Consider the following 19,180-nt stretch of genomic DNA (forward strand, 5'->3'; position numbering starts at 1 on the left):
GGGCTGGGAACTCTTAGGCATGGGGCACGTGCTTGAGGATCAGGGTGGACAGGGGCGGCAGCGTGAGGTTGAGCGACTGGTGGCGGCCGTGCGCGGGCAGGGGCGAGGTCCGGGCACCGCCCAGGTTGCCCCAGCCTGCGCCGCCGTAGTCGCGGGCGTCGCTGTTGAGCAGCTCCTGCCATTCGCCGGCCAGCGGCACGCCCACCGTGTAGTTGGTGCGCGGCAGCGGCGTGAGGTTGCACAGCACCAGCACCGGCGCGCCGTCCCTGGACTTGCGCAGGAAGGCGAACACGCTGCGCTGTGCATCGTCGGCCTCGACCCACTCGAAGCCCTCGGGCGAGAAGTCGAGCTCGTAGAGCGCGGGCTCGGCCTTGTAGACGCGGTTGAGCTCGCGCACGAAATGCTGCAGGCCGCCGTGGCCTTCGGTGCCCGCGACCCACCATTCGAGTTCGCCGTCGTGCGTCCACTCGCGGCGCTGGCCGAACTCGCCGCCCATGAACAGCAGCTTCTTGCCCGGGTGCGCCCACATCAGGCCGAACAGCGCGCGCAGGTTGGCGAACTGCTGCCAGCTGTCGCCGGGCATCTTGTTGATCAGCGAGCCCTTGCCGTGCACCACCTCGTCGTGCGAGAGCGGCAGCACGAAATTCTCGTTGAAGGCATAGACCAGCGAGAAGGTCAGCTGGTGATGGTGGTGCCGGCGGTGCACCGGGTCCTTGGCGAAGTAGGCCAGGGTGTCGTGCATCCAGCCCATGTTCCACTTCATGCCGAAGCCCAGGCCGCCCATGTCGGTGGGCCGCGAGACGTTGGGCCAGGCGGTCGATTCCTCGGCCACCGAGACGGTGTCGGGATGCGCGCGGTAGACGGCGCGGTTGAGGTCGCGCAGGAACGCGACCGCCTCGAGGTTCTCGCGGCCGCCATCCTTGTTGGGTATCCACTCGCCGGGCTGGCGAGCGTAGTCGAGGTAGAGCATCGAGGCCACGGCGTCGACGCGCAGGCCGTCGAGGTGGTAGCGATCGAGCCAGAACAGCGCCGAGGAGATCAGGAAGCTGCGCACCTCGTTGCGGCCGTAGTTGAAGATGCTCGAGTTCCACTCGGGGTGGAAGCCCTGGCGCGGGTCTTCGTGTTCGAACAGGTGGGTGCCGTCGAACACCGAGAGCCCGTGCGCATCGGTCGGGAAGTGCGAGGGCACCCAATCGAGCAGCACGCCGATGCCGCGGCTGTGCAGGTGATCGACGAAGGCCATGAAGTCCTGCGGCGTGCCGTAGCGCGCCGTGGGCGCGAAGTAGCCGGTGGTCTGGTAGCCCCAGGATCCGTAGAAGGGGTGCTCGGTCACGGGCATCAGCTCGACGTGGGTGAAGCCCATGTCCACCACATAGGCCGCCAGGCGCTCGGCGAGCTCGCGCCAGCCCAGCATCTCGCCGCCCTGGCGCTGCCAGGAGCCGGGGTGCAGTTCGTAGACCGACATCGGTGCATCGAGCGCATTTTTCGTGCCGCGCTGCTGCATCCAGTCGGCGTCGTTCCATGCGTAGTCGTCGAGCGACCAGACGCGCGAGCCGGTGGCCGGCGGATGCTCGGCATAGAAGGCGAAGGGGTCGGCCTTGTCGACCGAATGGCCGTGGCGGTCGAACACGCGGTACTTGTAGACCGCGCCTTGCACCGCGTCGGGCGAGAAGCCTTCCCAGATGCCGCTGCCGTCGGGGCGTGGCGCGAGCCGCAGCGCGGTGTCGTTCCAGCCGTTCCAGTCGGCCACCACGGACACGCCGCGCGCGTTGGGCGCCCAGACCGCGAAGGTCGCGCCGCCCTCGGGCTGCAGCTGGCAACCCATGGCACGGTGCATCTCTGCATGCGTGCCTTCACGGAATAGCCAGACGTCCTGCTCGCTCAGGCGTGGGGATGGGGTGTGCACGGGTGGAATCCTCCTGCGCGGGCGGGTCCGGCGAATTCCGGCGGCGCCCTTGCGACAACGTTCATTGAACCGTATGCCCGACCCGGATTGGGCCGCCGAGCGCCCTTTGCCTTGTCGGACAGGAGCTATGTTGCACCTTTCATGCCATTGTCAAAACCGCGGGCGCGGACCCGCGCTGGGCCTCAGCCGCGCAGTCGGTTGGCGCTGGTCACCGCGTCGTTGTACTTCTTGACCATGTCGTTGAAGGACTTGGCGGTCTTGGCCTGCTTCATCGTGCGGTAGGTGCCGATGAAGGACACCAGCGACGAGCCGGTGCTCTCGTGCGCCGAATCGGGGCGGGGCTCCTTGTCCTTGGCCGCGGCATAGAGCTCGCGCTGTTCGGCCAGGGTCTTGTCGAGCGAGGCCACGATCGCATCGGCGGCCTGGTACTTGGCCGGGTCGCGGATGTCGGATTCGCTGTCGAACAGCGACACCACCTCCTCGGCCTGCTGCAGGCCCAGCTTGGTGTTGTAGCCCAGCATGTCGCCCGACGATTTGAGCTTGGCCAGCATGGCGGCGCTGCGCTTCTTCTCCTCGGTGCCCAGCACGGCGCTGAAGCTCTTCATGCTGGCGGTGCTCTTGTCGAAGGCGGTGCGCACCTCGGCATCCTGCGCCTTGCCCTTGGCCAGGTCGTCCTCCTGGTAGGCCTTGGAACTGTAGTAGACCTCGAGCGCCTTGAGCTGGGTCACGAGCTTGCCGAGATCGCCGATCAGCGCGTCGGCGCTCTGGTCCAGCGCGCCGAGCTCGGAGGCGGGGAGTGCGCGGGCCTTTTTCAGTTGCTCGAGCGAGATGTCGACCCAGCCGGCGCTGATCGAGAGGTTCTCGGTGGCCTTGCGCTTGGGGATGTTGAGCTTGAGGTAGCGCTCGTGGGTCTCGGGCAGGCCGAAGGTGCCGATCAGCTTGTTGTAGCCCTGCGTGTAGCCGTTGAGCTTGGCGCTGGTCGCCTGGCCGGTGTCCACGTTGGTGGCCGCCGACTTGACCTTGTCCCCGACCGCCGAAGCCGCCGCGCTCACGCTCGACGCGGCATCGCCGGCCTTGCCGCAGGCGCTCAGCGCGAGCACCGCACAGGTGGTGGCGGCGGCGATCCAGAGCTTCTGGCTGTGCGTGCGGGTCTTTGTCTTGCTGTGCATTGTTGTATGTCCAAAGAGGTAGGGAGAAGGCTTGGTAACTTAATGCATCAGTGGGCCCCGCCTTGCAGGACAGGACCGCAGATGTAAAGCGAGGTGACGCGGGCTTTACCTGGGGCCGTCGAATGACGATACTGTATGAAAATACAGTATTCATCATGTCCGACGCCTTCATCCCCCTGCATGCCCTCAAGGGCCGCGGCGCGGCAAGCCGCCTGGCCCACCGCTTCGAGCGCGACGTGCGCGACGCCTACGACGACGGTTGGGGCACGCTCGACGAGACCGCGGCCGATGCACTGCTGCCGCTGCAGACCGAGGTGCGCTTCGAGGACGTGAAGTCGGTGCTCAGCGAGAACGATTCGCCCGACATCCCCTTCGACCGCTCGCTCAACCCCTACCGCGGCTGCGAGCACGGCTGCATCTACTGCTTCGCGCGGCCCACCCACAGCTACCTCAACCTCTCGCCCGGCCTGGACTTCGAGACCAAGCTGATCGCCAAGCGCAACGTGGCCGAGGTGCTGCGCGCCGAACTGGGCCGCAAAGGCTACCGGCCCAGTCAGATCGCGATCGGCACCGCGACCGACTGCTACCAGCCGATCGAGCGCGAGCTGCGCCTGACCCGCGCGGTGATCGAGGTGCTGCAGGAAACCCGCCACCCCTTCGGCCTGGTCACCAAGTCCAGCGCGGTCGAGCACGACCTGGACCTGATCGCGCCGATGGCGGCCCAGCACCTGGCCGCGGTCTACGTGACCGTCACCACGCTCGACGGCGCGCTGGCCCGCAAGCTGGAGCCGCGCGCCGCCTCGCCGCAGCGGCGGCTGCGCACCATCCGCACCCTGGCCGAGGCCGGCGTGCCCGTGGGTGTGAGCGTGGCGCCGCAGATCCCCTTCATCACCGACGACATGGAGAAGGTGCTCGAGGCCGCCTGGGAGGCGGGCGCGCGTTGCGCCTTCTACACGGTGGTGCGGCTGCCCTGGGAGGTGGCGCCGCTGTTCAAGCAGTGGCTGGAGCTGCACTACCCCGACCGCGCGGCGCGCGTGATGGCGCGCATCCGCGAGATGCGCGGCGGCAAGGACTACGACGCCGACTTCGCCACCCGCATGAAGGGCAGCGGCCTGTGGGCCGACCTGATCCGCCAGCGCTTCGAGAAAGCGACGAATCGCATCGGCTTCAACCGCCAGCGCATCCCGCTGGACCTGGGCGCCTTCCGGCCGCCGGGCGCGGCGGGGCAGGGCAGCCTGTTCTGAAAAAAGGATCAGATGCTGCGCAGGTTCACGCGCTGCGACAGCGCCGCCGCGCCCTCGCGCCGTTCGCTGTAGCGGTCGACCAGGTCGTCCGCGCAGTCGCGCGTGAGCCGCGTGAACTTGAGCAGCTCCTCCATCACGTCGACCACGCGGTCGTGGCAGGGCGAGGGCTTCATGCGGCCGTCGGCCTCGAGTTCCAGGTTTTTCCGCGCGACCCCTTCAGCGCCGCATGCCGTCGCGGTCGAACAGCGTGGGTGCGACCTCGCGCACCACCTCGAGGAAGGCGCGCAGGCCCGCCGGCACGTGGCGGTGGCCGGGGTAGTAGACGCACAGGCCGGGGATCGGTGGCGACCAGTCGTCCAGCACGCGTACCAGTCGGCCGGCCGCGACATGCGGCGCCACCGCGTACTCGCTGGTCCAGACCAGGCCCGCGCCGCCCAGCGCGGCCTCGACCATCAGGTGATGGTCGTCGAGCGTCAAGGGCCCGGCCACGTCGACCGACACGCGCTGGCCGCGCTTCTCGAAGTCCCACTTGTAGAGCGGGCCGCTGGGAAAACGCGTGCGCACGCACACGTGCCCGGCCAGGTCCTGGGGCGTGCGCGGCTTGCTGCGCGTCGCGAAATAGGCGGGTGAGCCGACCACGGCGAAGCGCACGGGCGGCGTGCAGGGCACGGCGATCATGTCCTCGGGCACGCTCTCGGCGATGCGGATGCCGGCGTCGAAGCCCTGGCCCACGATGTCGACCAACCGGCCCTCGGTCACGATGTCCACTTCCATGGCCGGATGGCGGCGCAGGAACTCCAGCACCACGGGCGCGAGGATCATCGAGGCCGCGGCTTCCGAGGCATTGAGGCGCAGCGTGCCCGCGGGTGTGTCACGCAGTTCGTTGGCCGCGGCCATGGCGGCCGAGATCTCGCGCAGCGCCGGCTGCACGCGCGCCAGGAACTGCTCGCCCGCGGCGGAGAGGGCCACGCTGCGCGTGGTGCGGTTGAACAGCCGTACGCCCATGCGCTGCTCCAGCGCCGCGATCGCGTGGCTCAGCGCCGAGGGCGACAGGCCGAGTTCGGCCGCGGCCCGGCGGAAGCTGCGGTGCGTCGATACCGCGACCACGGCGTTGAGTTCGGCCAATCCGGTCTTTTGCATTGTGCGATTTCCTGCATGACGTCATGCGTCATTGGGCCGATTGTTTCATCGATCGGTGCGGCCTATCTTCGCTGCTCTTCGAAAGGAAATCACATGACATCCGCTTCCGCCAACGGCCGCAAGACCGTCCTCATCACCGGTGCCTCGACCGGCTTCGGCGAGTCGGCCACCCGGCTCTTCGCGCTGCACGGCTGGAACGTCGTCGCCACCATGCGCACGCCCGCCGCCGGCGCCGAACTCGCGGCCCTCGACAACGTGTGGGTCACGCGGCTCGACGTGCAGGACCGCGCCAGCATCGACGAGGCCATCGCGGGCGGCATCGCGCGCTTCGGCCGCATCGATGCGCTGGTCAACAACGCGGGCTTCGGGCTGTTCGGCCTGTTCGAGTCGGCCTCCAGGGAAAGCATCCAGGCGCAGTTCGACGTGAACGTGTTCGGCGTGATGGACGTGACCCGCGCGCTGCTGCCGCACTTCCGCGCCCGGCGTTCGGGCGTGATCGTCAACGTGAGCTCGGGGGCAGGCGTGTTCGGGCTGCCGATGATCTCGCTCTACACGGCCAGCAAGTTCGCGCTCGAAGGCTTCTCGGAATCGCTGGCCTACGAACTCCAGTCGCAGTACATCGTGGTGAAGCTTGTCGAGCCGGGCGGCGTGGTCAGCACCGGCTTCGGCGCCCGCGCTGCGGCCGAGGCCTCGCAGGCGCTGGCTGCACCGGCCGACTACGACGGTTTCGTTGCGGGCGCGCAGAAGGTGTTCGCGAACCTGCGCTCGGCCCGGCTGGCCACCTCGGAAGACGTGGCCGGCGTGATCTACGAAGCCGCCAGTGACGGCACGGACCGGCTGCGCTACGTGGCGACCGAAGACATCGCGCCGCTGGTGCGCGCGCGGCGCGAGACCTCGGAGGACGACTACATCGCGCTGATGCGCGCCACCTTCACGCCGACGGCCTGATCACCGCGGGCGCGCAGCTCGCGGGCTTGAACACCCGCTCGGTCGAGGCCGGCGACTTCGCCAGCTTGGCCGCCGGCCGGCGCGGGCGGCGGATCAGTTCGCCGCCGCAGTTGGGGCAGGCGCCGGCGAGGCGGCGTTCCGCGCAGTCGCTGCAGAAGGTGCACTCGAAGGAGCAGATCCGGGCGTCCGCCGATTCGGCGGGCAGGTCGCGGTCGCAGCATTCGCAACCTGGGCGCATTTGGAGCATGGAAAGAAGACCTCGGAAAGCGGTGCCTTCGAGCTTAAACGAGACGGCGCGGCGCCTCAGCCGGCCTTCCAGCGTGCGCAGCGCGATTCGGCCTTGGTGGTCCAGGGCACTTCGCCCTTGATCGATTCGACGACCTTGTAGTAGTCCCAGGGCTCCTTCGATTCGGCGGGCGTCTTCACTTGCAGCAGGTGCATGTCGTGCACCATCAGGCCGTCGCCGCGCAGCCAGCCGCCCTTGACGAACATGTCGTCGAACTTCGCCTTGCGCAGCTGGGCCATGACCTTGTCGCCGTCGTCGGTGCCCGCGGCCTTGACCGTCTTCAGGTACTGCAGCGTGGCCGAGTAGTTGCCGGCCTGGAAGGAGGAGGGCATGCGCTTCTGCTTGTCGAAGAAGCGCCGTGCCCACTGCCGCGATTCGGTGCTCTGGTTCCAGTACCAGCTGTCGGTGAGGAACATGTTCTGCGCGGTCTTCAGGCCCAGCGCATGCACGTCGTTGATCGTGATGATCATGCCGGCGAGCTTCATGTTCCTGCCGATGCCGAACTCGGCCGCCGACTTGAGCGCGTTGACCGTGTCGCCGCCCGCGTTGGCCAAGGCCAGCACCTGGGCCTTGGAGCTCTGCGCCTGCAGCATGAAGGAAGAGAAGTCGCTCGCGCCCAGCGGGTGCTTGACCGAGCCCGCGACCGTGCCGCCGTTGGCCAGGATCACCTTGGTGGCGTCGTTCTGCAGCGAGGCGCCGAAGGCATAGTCGGCGGCGACGAAGAACCAGGACTGGCCGCCGCCCTTGACCACGGCATTGGCCGTGCCGCGCGCCATGGCCACGGTGTCGTAGGCGTACTGGATGGTGTAGGGCGAGCAGAACTCGTTGGTCAGGCTGGAGGCACCCGAGCCGACGACGAAGTAGGGCTTCTTCTTGTCCGCCGCCACGCCGGCCATCGCGATCGCCGCGCCGGAGTTCACGCCGCCGATCAGCATGTCGAGCCTGTTCACGTCGAACCACTCGCGCGCCTTGGCCGCGGCGATGTCGGGCTTGTTTTGGTGGTCCATCGTCAGCAGCTCGATCTTCTTGCCGTCGATCGCACCGCCCATGTCGGCGATCGCCATGCGGATCGCGTCCGCGCCCGCGGGGCCGTCGTAGTCGCGGTAGATGCCGGACATGTCGCTGATGAAGCCGATGCGGATCACGTCGTCGGAGACCTGGGCATGGGCCCCGGCGGCCGAGGCCATCATCCAGGCGAGCGCGCAGGCGATGCGGGTTTTCTTCATGGGTGTCTCTCTTGTCTTCTGGGTGGGAATCGGGGGCTCAGAGGGCGAAGGCGGGACGCACGGCACCCGCGCGCGGCAGGCCCATCATTTCGCGCGCCTCGGCGGGCGTGGCGGGCTCCATGTCCATCTCGCGGATGATCCGCACGATGCGTTCGGTGAGCTGCACGTTGGTCGCGAGCTCGCCCTGGCGGAAGTAGAGGTTGTCTTCCAGCCCCACGCGCGCATGGCCGCCGAGCAGCAACGAAGCCACGTTGGCCTCGAGCTGCGAGGGACCGATGCCGCTCACGCAGAAGATGCTGTTCCTGGGCAGCGTGTCGACCATCATCTGGAGGAAGCGCGGCGAGTAGGGCATCGCGTTCTGGAAGTTGCGGTGCACGTTCATCACCAGGTTCACGAAGTGCGGCGCGTCGTCCAGCCCTTCGTGGATCAGCGTGGTGGTGTCCTGCAGGATGTGGGTGGGACTGAAGACCTCCCACTCGGGCTTGATGCCGCGCGCCTTCATGCCCGCGGCGAGGGCGCGGCCGCGCGCGAGCGAGGTGTCCATCAGGATCTCCTTGCCCTCGAAGCTCAGGTTGAGCGTGGTGGCGTCGAGGGTACACATCTCGGCGCCGGCCTCCATTCCCTTGAGGCGTTCTTCCCAGAGGATCTCCCAGCGGTCGCCCGCCAGCGGATGCACCATGTCGCCGTGCACGCCGCCGCCGGTGGAGTTGTTGATCACGATGTCGCTGCGCGCACGGATGCGGGTGTTGATGTCGCGGTAGATGTCGGGGTTGCAGGTGGCGCCGTCGTCGGGCCGGCGCGCATGGATCGCGACCACGCTGGCGCCCGCGTTCCAGCAGCGGACCGTGTCGTCGGCAATCTCCCGCGGCTGCGTCGGCAGGTGCGGGTTCTGCGACTTGTGGGCCATGCCGCCGGTCGGGGCGATGGTCAGGATGACTTTGCGTTTGGACATGGGATGGGCTCTGGCGTGGGGAGAAACGATGAAGAGGTGTTCCGCGTGGCGTGCGTCGATTGTTCGATCCCGGGTCCCGCAGGTCAGTCGTCGCAACGACAATTCACCTCAGGGTTTACGCGGCCGAGGCCACGCTCAGGCTTCGCGGCCGACCTTGCCCGCGCGCTTCTCGAGGAAGGCCCGCACGCGCGCCTTGGCCTCGTCGTCGCCCTGCGCCACGGCCGACATCAGGGCCTCGACGAACAGGCCGTCGGAGCGGCTCATGTCGGCGATGCGCGGCAGCGCCTGCAGGATCGCGAAGTTGGACAGCGGCGCATTGCTGGCGACCTTGCGCGCCAGTTCGATCGCCCGGTCGACCGCCTTGCCGGGTTCGACCAGGTAGTTGCTGAGGCCCGCGGCCTGGCCCTCGGCCGCGTCGAGCACGCGGCCGGTGAGCATCATGTCGGTCATGAGGCTGAAGCCCGCGAGCCGCGGCAGGCGCACCGAGCCGCCGCCGCCCACGAAGATGCCGCGCTGGCCTTCGGGCAGGCCGTAGAAGGTGCTGCGATCGGCCACGCGCAGGTGCGCCGTGGCCGCGAGCTCGAGCCCGCCGCCGATCACCGCGCCATGCAGGGCCGCGACCACCGGCACGCGGCCGTACTGGATCTGCTCGAAGGCCTGGTGCCAGGCGCGCGAATGCAGCACGCCGTCGGCGACGCTGCGCTCCATCACCTCCGACAGGTCCAGGCCGGCGCAGAAATGCTCGCCGGCGCCGCTCAGCACCACGGCGCGGCAGTCCGGGGGCAGGGCCGAGAACGCGATCTGGAGTTCGGCCAGGAAGGCGTCGCTGATCGCGTTGCGCTTGTCGGGCCGGTGCAGGCGCAGGTGCACCAGTGCCTCCGAGCGCGTGACCTGGAGGAAGCGCAGCTGGCTGCAGGGGCCGGGCAGGGGGGAGAAATCGTCGTGCATGAAGGAGGTGCTTTGTGGGATGTGTGTTCTCAGATCCGGATGACGTCGGCATCGCCCGCATAGAGCCGGGCCACTTCGTCGGCGCGCCGTGCCAGCACCGCGCGCTGGTTCACGTAGCCCTTGTCGGTGATCTCGCCGGCGTCGGCATCGAGCGGCTCGGTCATCCACAGGATGCGGCGCGGCATCTGCGACGAACCCGCGCCACTGCGCTGGAAAGCGGCCAGCGCCTCGCGCACCTTCTGCGCGACCACGGCCGGGCCGGCCGCCAGCGCGGCCGCCGTGGGGAAGACCAGCGCGCCGATCTCGTCGCGGTCGTGGCCCGCGATCACTGCATCGGCCGCGTAGGGCGACAGGGCCGTGACCAGCTGCAGGCGCAGCGGTCCGACCGAGACCCAGGTGCCGCTCGAGAGCTTGAAGTCCTCGGCCACGCGGCCGTCGAAGATCACGCCGCGTGCCGGGTCGGCGGGGTCGACCAGGTAGCCCGCATCGCCGATCCGGTAGAAGCCTTCGTCGTCGAAGGCGGCGGCCGTGAGCTCGGGCGCGTTGCGATAGCCGGCAAACACCGAGACGCCGCGCACGCGCATCTCCTGCTTCTCGCCGTTGCGCACCAGCTTGAGCTCCAGGCCGGGCAGGGGGATGCCGATGCAGCCCGCGCCGTCGAGCCGGAAGTGCGCGCTGGTGACCAGCGGCGAGGTCTCGGTCGAGCCCCAGGAGGTGGTGAGCCACAGCGGCTCGTCGCGCACGCGGGCGGCCAGTGCCTCGAGCCGCTGCCAGGTGCTCGGGGGCAGGGCGGCCGCGGCGTAGAAGACCAGCTGCAGCGGCGACAGCACCTCGCGTGCGAGATCGAGGTCGGCCTCGAGGAAGGGCAGCAGCATGTCCAGTCCGCGCGGCACGTTGAAATGCAGGTTGGGCCGCACCTCGCGCAGGTTGCGCATGGTCTTCTCGATCAGCCCGGGGGCGGGGCGCCCCTCGTCGATGTGGAGCGTGCCGCCGTGCCGCAGCACCAGGTTGAGGTTGTGGTTGCCGCCGAAGGTGTGGCTCCAGGGCAGCCAGTCGAGCAGCACGGGCTTGTGCGTCGCGAGGAAGCGCCAGGTCTGCGCCAAGGCCTGCTGGTTGGCGCACAGCATGCGGTGCGTGTTGACCACCACCTTGGGCTGGCCGGTCGAGCCGGAGGTCAGCAGCAGCTTGGCCACGTCCTCGCCGCGCAGGGCCTTGAAGGCGGCCCCGACGGCCGGCGTCTCGGCGGTGTCGAGGAAGCTGCCGAAATGCAGTGCGCCGGGCACGTCCTCGGCGCCTTCGCTCAGCACCTTCACCGCATCGCCGGCGCAGGCGGCGATGGCCGCACCATAGGTTTGGGCATTCGCGGCATAGACCAGCGAGGGCTGCAGCGTCTGGACGATGCCGCGGATCTTCGTGGGGTCCTTGGTCAGCCGGCAGTAGGCGCTGGAGACCGGGCAGAAGGGCAGGCCGACATGCAGCGCGGCCAGCATCAGCATGGCGTGGTCGATCGAGTTGTCGGAGAGCACCAGCACCGGCCGGTCGCGCTGCAGTTGCAAGTCGAGCAGGCGCTGCGCGATCGCGCCGACGTGGCGCCGCAGTTCGCCCCAGCGCACGCGGCGCCATGCGCCGCCGGCATCGCGTTCGGCGAAGGCCAGCGTGTCGGGCGTCTCGGCGGACCAGCGCTCGAGCCAGTCGCCGATGCAGCGGTCGTAGGCGCCCAGCGCTTCGGGGGAACTCAGCACCAGGCTGCCGTCGGCTTCTTCGCGGCACAGCGTGCGCGCCGGTGCCACGAGGGCGGGGTTGTCGTAGAGGGCGGCCATGTCGGGTCCTTTCTTGTGGGGCGTGTGCGGGCGGCAGCAGTCAGGGGCGTGGGTCGGCCGCGGCCCTGGCCTGGATCAGCCCGATCAGCAGCTCGTCGCGCCGGGCCTCGAGCGTGGCGAGGCTCTGTCCCTCGAGCGCGTCGGCCACGCCCTGCACGACCCGCGCCTTGAGCTCGGCCGTTATCGCGGGCGTGCCCAGGTCCTGCCACCAGGCCTCGATCGGGCCGCCCAGGTGGTCCAGCACATGCGCGATGCCGCCCGCGCCGCCGGAGAAGTGCAGGTTCATGAAGGGGCCGAACACGCCCCAGCGCAGGCCGGGGCCGAAGGCGATGGCGGTGTCGATGTCCTCGACCGTGGCCACGCCCTGTTCGACCAGGTGGAAGGCCTCGCGCCAGAGCGCGGCCTGCAGCCGGTTGGCGATGTGGCCCTGGATCTCCTTGCGGCCGTGGATGGGCCGTTTGCCGACCGATGCGTAGAACTGCATCGCGCGCTCGATGGTGCGCGCTGAGGTGCGCTCGCCGCCGATCACCTCGACCAGCGGGATCAGGTGCGGCGGGTTGAAGGGGTGGCCCAGCACCACGCGCCCGGGGTGCCGGCAGGCGGACTGGATGTCGGTGGTCGAGAGGCCCGAGGAGCTCGAGGCCAGGATCACCTCGGGCGGCAGCAGCGCGTCCATGCGCTGGAACAGATCGGCCTTGAAATCGCGCCGCTCGGGCCCGTTCTCCTGCACGAAGTCGACGCCTTGCAAGGCGGTGTCGAGTTCGGCGTGGAATCGCAGCCGGTCCATCGACGCGCCCGGCGCGAGGCCCAGCCGTTCGAGCGTGGGCCAGTGCCGCGCCACGCTCGCGCGCAGCCGCGCCTCGGCATCGGGCGCGGGATCGGTGGCCACCACGTCCAGCCCGTGGGCCAGGAAGTGGGCGGCCCAGCTGGCGCCGATGACGCCGGTGGCAACGATGGCGACGCGCTGGATGGAGGGAGAGGTCATGGTGTGAAAGGGGCGGTCGATGAAGGGCAAAGGCGAGCGCGCAGGCGGTGCTCGCACGGGGGTCTTTCCGCATCGAATTGTTCGATGGGCCGGGTGAAGTCACAGTCGTCTGAACGACAATCCGCACCTGGGAAAACCTCAGGCCCGGCCCCGGCGCCAACGCATGCATCCACCCATCCCATGAGCTTCAAGACAGCGCCGCGCGCGGCCGGCATCACCCTGCAGCAGTTGCTGGCCGAATCGGCGTGGTTCGCGCTGTTGACGCCGGCCGCGCGGGAGCAGGTGCTGGCCGACATGGTCGAGCGCACGGTGGTGGCTGGCGATGCGCTGATCCGCCATGGCGAGACCGCGCTCTGGTGGAACGGCGTGATGGAGGGGGTGATGAAGTGGTCCACCGGCACGCGCGCGGGCCGCTCGGTCACGCTGGGCGGGCTCACGGTCGGCAGCTGGTTCGGCGAGGGCAGCCTGCTGCGCGGCAAGCCGGTGCAGGCCGACATCATCGCGCTGCGCCACAGCCGCGTGGCCCTGCTGCCCAAGAACACCTTCGAGTGGTTGTACGAGACGCAGCCGGCCTTCGGCCGCTTCCTCACCAACCAGATCAACGAGCGCCTGCACTGGTTCATGGGCGATTTCGCGGCGCACCGGGTGCTGGGCGTCGAGGCCCAGGTGGCGCGCGCGCTGACCGGGCTGGTGCACCCCTGGCTGAACCCCGGCGGCGACCTGCACCTGCAGATCTCGCAGGAGGAACTGGCCAACCTCGTGGGCCTGTCGCGCCAGCGCTGCAACCAGGCGCTGAGCCAGTTCAAGGCGATGGGGGTGGTGCGCACCGAGTACGGCGGCATCACCATCCTCGACATCGACCGGCTCACCACGCTGAGCGCCGTCGAGTAGCGCCACCGGCGCGAGCCGACGCTTCAGACGCCCAGCCAGGTCGCCAGCGCCGCGGGCTCGGCCGCCACCGCCGCCGATTCCGCCGCGAGCACGATGCGGCCCTTCTCCATCACGATCGCTCGCTCGGTGTGGGCCAATACCTTGCGCCAGTCGCGGTCGACGATCAGCGTGGCGATGCCGGTGCCGCGGATGTCGGCGATCACGCGCCAGATCTCGGCCACGATCAGCGGCGCCAGTCCCTCGGTCGCCTCGTCGAGGATCAGCAGCCGCGGGTTGGTCATGAGCGCGCGGCCGATCGAGAGCATCTGCTGCTCGCCGCCCGACAGCTGCTGGCCGCCGTGCGAGAGCCGCTCGGTCAGGCGCGGGAAGGTCGCCATCACGCGTTCGAAAGTCCATTCGCGCCGGCCGTCGATGCCGGCGCGCGCGCTCATCAGCAGGTTCTCGCGCACCGACAGGTTGGGGAAGATGCCGCGGCCCTCGGGCACGTAGCCGATGCCCAGGCGCGCGATCTTCTCGGGCGCCCAGCCGCTCACGTCGCGGCCGTCGAGCAGCACGCGGCCGGAGGCCGGGCGCACATAGCCCATCAACGTGCGGATCAGCGTGGTCTTGCCCATGCCGTTGCGCCCCAGAAGGCCGAGCGAGGTGGCCGCGGCCTGGGTCGCGTCGACGCCGCGCAGGATGTGGCTGTCGCCGTAGTAGGTGTGGATGGCTTCGATCTGCAGCATCTCAGTGGCCCTCGCCGTGTTCGTCGCCCAGGTAGGCCTCGCGCACGCCCGGGTCGTTGCGGATGGCGGCCGGTTCGCCGGTCGCGATCACGCTGCCGTTGACCATCACGGTGATGCGGTCGGCGATGCGGAAGACCGCGTCCATGTCGTGTTCCACCAGCAGGATCGCGTGCGCGGCCTTGAGCCGCGTGAGCAGGGCCAGCATGCGTTCGGATTCCTCCGCGCCCATGCCCGCCAGCGGCTCGTCGAGCAGCAGCACGCGCGGGCGGGTCGCGAGGCACATCGCGACCTCGAGCTGGCGCTTGGCGCCGTGGCTCAGGGTGCCGGCGATGCGGTGCGCCTCGGCCTCGAGGCCGGCGGCGCGCAGCGCCTCGACGGCCGCGGCGTTGCTGGCGGCGCAGGCGCGCGCCGACTGCCAGATCGCCCAGGGCCGCGGCGTGGCGGCCTGCGCGGCCAGGCGGCAGTTCTCGTGCACCGTGAACTCGGGAAAGATCGTGGTGCGCTGGTAGCTTCGGCCCACGCCGTCGCGTGCGCGCCGCGACTGGGCGCGCGCCGTGATGTCGACGCCTTCGAGCGCGATGCGGCCGTCGGAGGCCTCGATTTCGCCCGAGAGCATGTTGATCAGCGTCGACTTGCCGGCGCCGTTGGTGCCGATCACCGCATGGACCTCGCCGCGGCGCAAATCGAGCGTGACCGCGTTCACCGCCACCAGGCCGCCGAAGCGGCGGGTCAGGCTCTGGACGGACAGCAGGGGCGTGCTCATGGCGTCACCGCCTTGGCCGCGGGCGTGGGCGAGATCCGCGCCGCGAGCCCGATCAGGCCCTTGGGCAGCAGCGCCACGAACACGATGATCGCGATGCCCAGCGTGAGCTGCCAGTGGTCGGCCAGCGGGCCGACCAGCGCATGCGTGCCCAGCACCTCCTTGAGCAGCGTGAAGGCGACGGCGCCGATCACCGCGCCGCGCAAGTGGCCGAGGCCGCCCAGGATGATCATCAGCAGCACCTCGCCCGAGTTGTGCCAGGCCATGAGTTCGGGGTTGACCACGCCGTCGCGCGCGGCGACCAGGAAGCCGGCCAGGCCGGCCAGCGCGCCCGCGATCACGAAGGCCGCGAGCTTGTAGCCGTAGACCGCGAAGCCGGCCGCGCGCATGCGCTGCTCGTTGACGCGGATGCCGGCCAGGGCGGCGCCGAAGCGCGAGCGGCGGATCAGCGCCAGCAGGCCGTAGGTGCCGACCAGCGCCGCCAGCACCAGGTAGAACTGCACCCGGCGGTTCTCCATGTCGATCGCGCCCAGCGCGGGCCGCACGTACAGGTAGATGCCATCGCTGCCGCCGCCGACCTTGGTGTCGTGGAACACGAAGTAGGCCATCTGCGCGAAGGCCAGCGTGACCATGATGAAGTAGACGCCACGGGTGCGCAGGCTCAGCGCGCCCACCGCCAGCGCGTACAGCGCGGCGCTGCCCATCGCGAGCGGCAGCAGCCAGGCGATCGAGCCGCCCTCGGCCCCCGAGCCCAGCACCGTCGCATAGGCGCCGATGCCGTAGAAGGCCGCGTGGCCCAGGCTCACCAGCCCGGTCATGCCGACCAGCAGCTCGAGGCTCAGCGCGAAGATCGACAGGATCATGACCTTGACGATCAGGTCCGAGATGTAGGGACTCAGCGTGGGGCCGAGCGCGGCCAGGGCCAGCGCGCAGAGCAGGGGAATCCAGTGGGAAAGCTTCTTCATGTCAGTGCCTTTTTCCCATGAGACCTTCGGGGCGCCAGATGAGGATGATCGCCATCAGCACGTAGATGCCCATGCCGCTGAGTTCGGCGAAGAAGACCTTGCCGAAGGTGTCGACGAAGCCCACCAGCAGCGAGGCCACCAGCGCGCCGGTGATCGAGCCGATGCCGCCGATCACCACCACCACGAAGCAGACGATCAGCACGCTGGCGCCCATGTTCGGGTAGACCGAGGACATCGGCGCGGCGATCATGCCGGCCAGCGCGGCCAGCGCCACGCCGGCCGCGAACACGATGCGGTAGAGCCGGCGGATGTCGATGCCCAGGCCGCGCACCATGTCGCGGTTGCTGGCGCCGGCGCGGATCATCATGCCCAGCCGCGTGCGGTGGACCACCAGGTACAGGCCGAGCGCGAGCACGATGCAGGCCGCGGAGGCGAACAGCCGGTACCAGGGGTAGCTCATCAGCTCACCCAGCGCGAAGCTGCCTTCGAGCCAGGGCGGGGCCTTGACGCCGTGCACGTCGTTGCCCACCAGGATCGAACGCAGCTCCTCGAACACCAGGATCAGCCCGTAGGTCATCAGCACCTGCTGCAGGTGGTCGCGCTGGTAGAGGTAACTGAAGAAGGCCCATTCGAGCAGGTAGCCGAAGACGGCCGCGAGCACCACGCCCGCCAGCAGCATCACGATGAACTGATCGCCGAACAGCGGCGACAGCGCGAAGGCCATGTAGGCGCCCAGCATGTAGAAGCTGCCGTGCGCCAGGTTGATGACGCCCATGATCCCGAAGATCAGCGTCAGCCCCGAGGCCACGAGAAAGAGCAGCAGTCCGTACTGAACCGAGTTCAGGCATTGGACGAGGAAGGTGCCGATGTCCACGTTGGAGGTTCTCTCTGGACGCGTTCGTTGAGAAGGAGATGCGATGCGGGAGACACCGCGGATCCGGCTTGGCCGGTCCGCAGGTGTCGCCCCCTCGAGGGGGGAGTCGAGCTACACGAGGTGAGCGAGGGACGGGGGTGGGCTACATCCTGCAGCCGCGCGCCGGGTCGGCCAGGCCCTTCACGGCGATGCTCACCATCTTGTTCTCCTTGCCGTCGACCTTGCGCAGGTAGATGTCCTGCACCGGGTTGTGCGACTTGCTCACCGAGAAGCTGCCGCGCGGGCTGTCGATCCTGGCGCGCTCGATGGCGGCCGAGAACTCGGCCTTCTTCGAGATGTCGCCCTTCACGGCGTCGAGGCCGATCGCCAGCATCTGCGCGGCGTCGTAGCCCTGCACCGCGTACACGTCGGGCTGCAGCTTGAAGGCCTTGGCGTAGGCGGTGCGGAAGCTGTTGTCGCGCGGCGTGTTCAGGCCGTCGGCGTAGTGCAGCGTGGTCAGCATGCCTTGCGCGGTGTCGCCTTGCGCGTCGAGCGTGCCGTCGGTCAGGAAGCCAGGGCCGTAGAGCGGGATGGTCTTGTTCAGGCCCGCGGCCGCGTAGTCCTTGACGAACTTGACCGCGCCGCCACCCGCGAAGAAGGCGTACACCGCATCGGGCTTGGCCGCCGCGATCTCGGTCAGCAGCGCCTGGAACTCCACGTTGGGGAAGGGCACGGTGAGCTGCTTCACCACCTGGCCGCCGGATTTCTCGAAGCCTTCCTTGAAGCCGTTGACCGACTCGTCGCCGGCCGCGTACTTCCAGGTGATGGTGATGGCCTTCTTCTTTTTCTCCTGCTTGGCCGCGACCTCGCCCATGGCGTAGGCGGGCTGCCAGTTGGAGAAGGAACTGCGGAAGATGTTGGGCGCGCACATCGGGCCGGTCACGGCGTCGGCGCCGGCGTTGGGCACCAGCAGCACGGTGCCGCTTTCCTTGGCGGCCTTGGCCATGGCCATCGCGACGCCGGAGTGCACGGTGCCCACGATCACGTCGACGTTGTCGCGCTTGATCAGCTTGTTCACGTTGTCGGTGGCCTTGGCCGGATCGGATTCGTCGTCGACCTTCACGTACTCGATCTCGCGGCCGCCGAGCTTGCCGCCCTGTTCCTCGACGCGCAGCTTGAAGCCGTTCTCGATCGCCACGCCCAGCGCGGTGTAGGTGCCGCTGTAGGGCAGCATCAGGCCGACCTTGAGTTTGGCCGGCTGGGCATGGCCGGCGGTGGCGATGCAGGCCAGCGCGAAGGCCGCGAGGGCGGCCGCGGTGCGGCGCGTGGGGGTGTGGCTCATGGATGTCTCCTGTTGTGGATGAACGAAACGGTGGCGTCGATCACGGCCTGCGGCTGGTCCCGGTGCGGGGAATGCCCGCAGTCCGGCAGCTCGAGCAGTTGCGTGGGGGGGACCCGCGATGCGATGCCGCGGATCTGTTGCAGGGTGCCGTACGCGTCGTCCTCGCCCTGGATGGCGAGGACCGGGCAGCGGATGCCCTCGAGTTCGGCTTCGATGTTCCAGTGGCGGAAGGGCGGGTGCAGCCAGATCCGGTTCCAGCCCCAGAAGGCCGAGTCCGGGTCGTCGTGGTAGCGGCCGAGCTTCTGCGGCAGGTCGGTGTCCAGGTAGGCGCTGCGCGCGAGCTCGATGTTCGCGACGGTCTTGTCTTCCACGAAGATGTGCGGCGCGAGCACCACCAGGCCCGCGATCTTGTCGGCAAAGCGCGCGGCATGCAGCAGCGCGATCGAGCCGCCGTCGCTGTGGCCGAAGAGCCAGGGCGCCTCGGCGATGCCCAGCGCATCGAACAGCGGCGGCAGCACCTCGTGCGCCTGGCGGTGCATGAAATCGACATCCCAGGTCTCGTCGGCGTCGCGCGGGGTCGAGCGGCCGTAGCCTGGGCGCGAGAACACCAGGCCGCGAAAACCGCCGGCCGCGCACAGCTGCGCCGGGAAGTCCTTCCACATCGCGACCGAGCCCAGGCCCTCGTGCAGGAAGACGACCAGCGGGGCGTCGCCGCGCTCGGGCGCGATCCACTCGCACTCGATGCGCACGGCGCGGCCGCGCCAGTCGATGGTGGCGAAGGTCGTGCTCATGCGTCTTGCTCCTTCCCCCTCCGGGGGAAGGCGGGGATGGGGGCATGCAGCGCCGGCAAAGTCCCGGCGTGTGCGAAGGCCCGGGCCGCCACCCCAACCCTCCCCCGGCGGGGGAGGGAGGAAGAGAAAGACATCGGCCGCCTCGTGCATGGCTGTGGCTCCTTCCCCCTTTGGGGGAAGGCGGGGATGGCGGCACGCAGCGCCGGCAAAGGCTGTGCTTGCATGAGGG

Annotated in this window: 18 protein-coding genes and 1 pseudogene; 3 read left to right on the forward strand and 16 right to left on the reverse strand. The window is 69.2% G+C overall.

From position 1 onward, the window contains the following. Positions 1 to 13 precede the first annotated feature (13 nt). Together glgB and A9977_RS01560 are read right to left on the reverse strand one after the other, a co-directional pair. Positions 14 to 1,906: a 1,4-alpha-glucan branching protein GlgB gene (gene glgB / locus A9977_RS01555; RefSeq protein WP_183023102.1), complete on the reverse strand. Its 1,893-nt coding sequence runs from the start codon at positions 1,904 to 1,906 to the stop codon at positions 14 to 16. A 182-nt stretch (positions 1,907 to 2,088) separates the two neighbouring features. Continuing rightward, complete coding sequence (locus A9977_RS01560) at positions 2,089 to 3,075, reverse strand: DUF3829 domain-containing protein (protein WP_183023103.1); 987 nt, start codon at positions 3,073 to 3,075, stop codon at positions 2,089 to 2,091. A 155-nt stretch (positions 3,076 to 3,230) separates the two neighbouring features. Here A9977_RS01560 and A9977_RS01565 point away from each other — a divergent pair, with 155 nt between their 5' ends. Next, positions 3,231 to 4,319, forward strand: a complete 1,089-nt coding sequence (locus A9977_RS01565; protein WP_183023104.1) for a PA0069 family radical SAM protein — start codon at positions 3,231 to 3,233, stop codon at positions 4,317 to 4,319. Between the two features lie 8 nt (positions 4,320 to 4,327). On the opposite strand, the pseudogene A9977_RS01570 reads toward A9977_RS01565, so the two are convergent. Together A9977_RS01570 and A9977_RS01575 are read right to left on the reverse strand one after the other, a co-directional pair. Beyond that, positions 4,328 to 4,504, reverse strand: a pseudogene (locus A9977_RS01570) (arsenical resistance protein ArsH); the annotation flags it as partial. A gap of 31 nt (positions 4,505 to 4,535) precedes the next feature. Beyond that, the gene (locus A9977_RS01575; RefSeq protein ID WP_183023105.1) at positions 4,536 to 5,459 is read right to left on the reverse strand and encodes a LysR family transcriptional regulator; all 924 of its coding nucleotides are present in this window, start codon (positions 5,457 to 5,459) and stop codon (positions 4,536 to 4,538) included. Positions 5,460 to 5,552: 93 nt separating this feature from the next. Here A9977_RS01575 and A9977_RS01580 point away from each other — a divergent pair, with 93 nt between their 5' ends. After that, entirely contained in the window at positions 5,553 to 6,407 is an 855-nt protein-coding gene (locus A9977_RS01580; RefSeq protein ID WP_183023106.1) for an SDR family oxidoreductase, read from the forward strand. Here A9977_RS01580 and A9977_RS01585 read toward each other — a convergent pair. The 6 genes from A9977_RS01585 to A9977_RS01610 all read right to left on the reverse strand — a co-directional run bounded on the left by A9977_RS01585 (position 6,391) and on the right by A9977_RS01610 (position 12,624). After that, complete coding sequence (locus tag A9977_RS01585; protein ID WP_183023107.1) at positions 6,391 to 6,654, reverse strand: DUF1272 domain-containing protein; 264 nt, start codon at positions 6,652 to 6,654, stop codon at positions 6,391 to 6,393. The genes A9977_RS01580 and A9977_RS01585 overlap by 17 nt on opposite strands. A gap of 56 nt (positions 6,655 to 6,710) precedes the next feature. Continuing rightward, positions 6,711 to 7,919, reverse strand: coding sequence for an ABC transporter substrate-binding protein (locus A9977_RS01590; RefSeq protein WP_183023108.1), 1,209 nt, complete (start codon positions 7,917 to 7,919; stop codon positions 6,711 to 6,713). A 37-nt stretch (positions 7,920 to 7,956) separates the two neighbouring features. Then, positions 7,957 to 8,871, reverse strand: a complete 915-nt coding sequence (locus A9977_RS01595; RefSeq protein WP_183023109.1) for a 3-keto-5-aminohexanoate cleavage protein — start codon at positions 8,869 to 8,871, stop codon at positions 7,957 to 7,959. Between the two features lie 135 nt (positions 8,872 to 9,006). Further along, positions 9,007 to 9,819 (reverse strand): crotonase/enoyl-CoA hydratase family protein, encoded by an 813-nt coding sequence (locus tag A9977_RS01600; protein ID WP_183023110.1) that lies wholly within the window; start codon positions 9,817 to 9,819, stop codon positions 9,007 to 9,009. 29 nt (positions 9,820 to 9,848) lie between these two features. Beyond that, positions 9,849 to 11,639, reverse strand: coding sequence for a feruloyl-CoA synthase (locus A9977_RS01605; RefSeq protein WP_183023111.1), 1,791 nt, complete (start codon positions 11,637 to 11,639; stop codon positions 9,849 to 9,851). A gap of 40 nt (positions 11,640 to 11,679) precedes the next feature. Beyond that, complete coding sequence (locus A9977_RS01610) at positions 11,680 to 12,624, reverse strand: 3-hydroxyacyl-CoA dehydrogenase NAD-binding domain-containing protein (RefSeq protein ID WP_183023112.1); 945 nt, start codon at positions 12,622 to 12,624, stop codon at positions 11,680 to 11,682. 180 nt (positions 12,625 to 12,804) lie between these two features. On the opposite strand from A9977_RS01610, the gene A9977_RS01615 reads away from it, so the two are divergent. Further along, positions 12,805 to 13,515, forward strand: a complete 711-nt coding sequence (locus A9977_RS01615; protein ID WP_183023113.1) for a Crp/Fnr family transcriptional regulator — start codon at positions 12,805 to 12,807, stop codon at positions 13,513 to 13,515. Positions 13,516 to 13,538: 23 nt separating this feature from the next. On the opposite strand, the gene A9977_RS01620 is transcribed toward A9977_RS01615, so the two are convergent. The 6 genes from A9977_RS01620 to A9977_RS01645 all read right to left on the reverse strand — a co-directional run bounded on the left by A9977_RS01620 (position 13,539) and on the right by A9977_RS01645 (position 18,951). Beyond that, positions 13,539 to 14,240 carry an ABC transporter ATP-binding protein gene (locus A9977_RS01620; protein WP_183023114.1) on the reverse strand — a complete coding sequence of 234 codons (702 nt, stop codon included), beginning with the start codon at positions 14,238 to 14,240 and terminating at the stop codon, positions 13,539 to 13,541. 1 nt (position 14,241) lies between these two features. Beyond that, positions 14,242 to 15,003 (reverse strand): ABC transporter ATP-binding protein, encoded by a 762-nt coding sequence (locus A9977_RS01625; RefSeq protein ID WP_183023115.1) that lies wholly within the window; start codon positions 15,001 to 15,003, stop codon positions 14,242 to 14,244. After that, entirely contained in the window at positions 15,000 to 15,965 is a 966-nt protein-coding gene (locus A9977_RS01630) for a branched-chain amino acid ABC transporter permease (protein WP_183023116.1), read from the reverse strand. Before A9977_RS01630 ends, A9977_RS01625 begins: the two co-directional genes overlap by 4 nt. Position 15,966: 1 nt before the next feature. Then, complete coding sequence (locus tag A9977_RS01635) at positions 15,967 to 16,839, reverse strand: branched-chain amino acid ABC transporter permease (protein ID WP_183023117.1); 873 nt, start codon at positions 16,837 to 16,839, stop codon at positions 15,967 to 15,969. 142 nt (positions 16,840 to 16,981) lie between these two features. Next, the gene (locus A9977_RS01640) at positions 16,982 to 18,160 is read right to left on the reverse strand and encodes an ABC transporter substrate-binding protein (RefSeq protein ID WP_183023118.1); all 1,179 of its coding nucleotides are present in this window, start codon (positions 18,158 to 18,160) and stop codon (positions 16,982 to 16,984) included. Further along, the gene (locus A9977_RS01645; RefSeq protein WP_183023119.1) at positions 18,157 to 18,951 is read right to left on the reverse strand and encodes an alpha/beta fold hydrolase; all 795 of its coding nucleotides are present in this window, start codon (positions 18,949 to 18,951) and stop codon (positions 18,157 to 18,159) included. Before A9977_RS01645 ends, A9977_RS01640 begins: the two co-directional genes overlap by 4 nt. Positions 18,952 to 19,180: the final 229 nt, after the last annotated feature.

This window comes from Variovorax sp. UMC13 (assembly GCF_014170375.1).
GTDB lineage: Bacteria > Pseudomonadota > Gammaproteobacteria > Burkholderiales > Burkholderiaceae_C > Variovorax.

Coding starts and splice junctions, on each gene's coding strand:
- A9977_RS01560 (WP_183023103.1), bottom strand. CDS start 3,075: ATGCACAGCAAGACAAAGACCCGCACGCACAGCCAGAAGCTCTGGATC.
- A9977_RS01565 (WP_183023104.1), top strand. CDS start 3,231: ATGTCCGACGCCTTCATCCCCCTGCATGCCCTCAAGGGCCGCGGCGCG.
- A9977_RS01575 (WP_183023105.1), bottom strand. CDS start 5,459: ATGCAAAAGACCGGATTGGCCGAACTCAACGCCGTGGTCGCGGTATCG.
- A9977_RS01580 (WP_183023106.1), top strand. CDS start 5,553: ATGACATCCGCTTCCGCCAACGGCCGCAAGACCGTCCTCATCACCGGT.
- A9977_RS01585 (WP_183023107.1), bottom strand. CDS start 6,654: ATGCTCCAAATGCGCCCAGGTTGCGAATGCTGCGACCGCGACCTGCCC.
- A9977_RS01590 (WP_183023108.1), bottom strand. CDS start 7,919: ATGAAGAAAACCCGCATCGCCTGCGCGCTCGCCTGGATGATGGCCTCG.
- A9977_RS01595 (WP_183023109.1), bottom strand. CDS start 8,871: ATGTCCAAACGCAAAGTCATCCTGACCATCGCCCCGACCGGCGGCATG.
- A9977_RS01600 (WP_183023110.1), bottom strand. CDS start 9,819: ATGCACGACGATTTCTCCCCCCTGCCCGGCCCCTGCAGCCAGCTGCGC.
- A9977_RS01605 (WP_183023111.1), bottom strand. CDS start 11,639: ATGGCCGCCCTCTACGACAACCCCGCCCTCGTGGCACCGGCGCGCACG.
- A9977_RS01610 (WP_183023112.1), bottom strand. CDS start 12,624: ATGACCTCTCCCTCCATCCAGCGCGTCGCCATCGTTGCCACCGGCGTC.
- A9977_RS01615 (WP_183023113.1), top strand. CDS start 12,805: ATGAGCTTCAAGACAGCGCCGCGCGCGGCCGGCATCACCCTGCAGCAG.
- A9977_RS01620 (WP_183023114.1), bottom strand. CDS start 14,240: ATGCTGCAGATCGAAGCCATCCACACCTACTACGGCGACAGCCACATC.
- A9977_RS01625 (WP_183023115.1), bottom strand. CDS start 15,003: ATGAGCACGCCCCTGCTGTCCGTCCAGAGCCTGACCCGCCGCTTCGGC.
- A9977_RS01630 (WP_183023116.1), bottom strand. CDS start 15,965: ATGAAGAAGCTTTCCCACTGGATTCCCCTGCTCTGCGCGCTGGCCCTG.
- A9977_RS01640 (WP_183023118.1), bottom strand. CDS start 18,160: ATGAGCCACACCCCCACGCGCCGCACCGCGGCCGCCCTCGCGGCCTTC.
- A9977_RS01645 (WP_183023119.1), bottom strand. CDS start 18,951: ATGAGCACGACCTTCGCCACCATCGACTGGCGCGGCCGCGCCGTGCGC.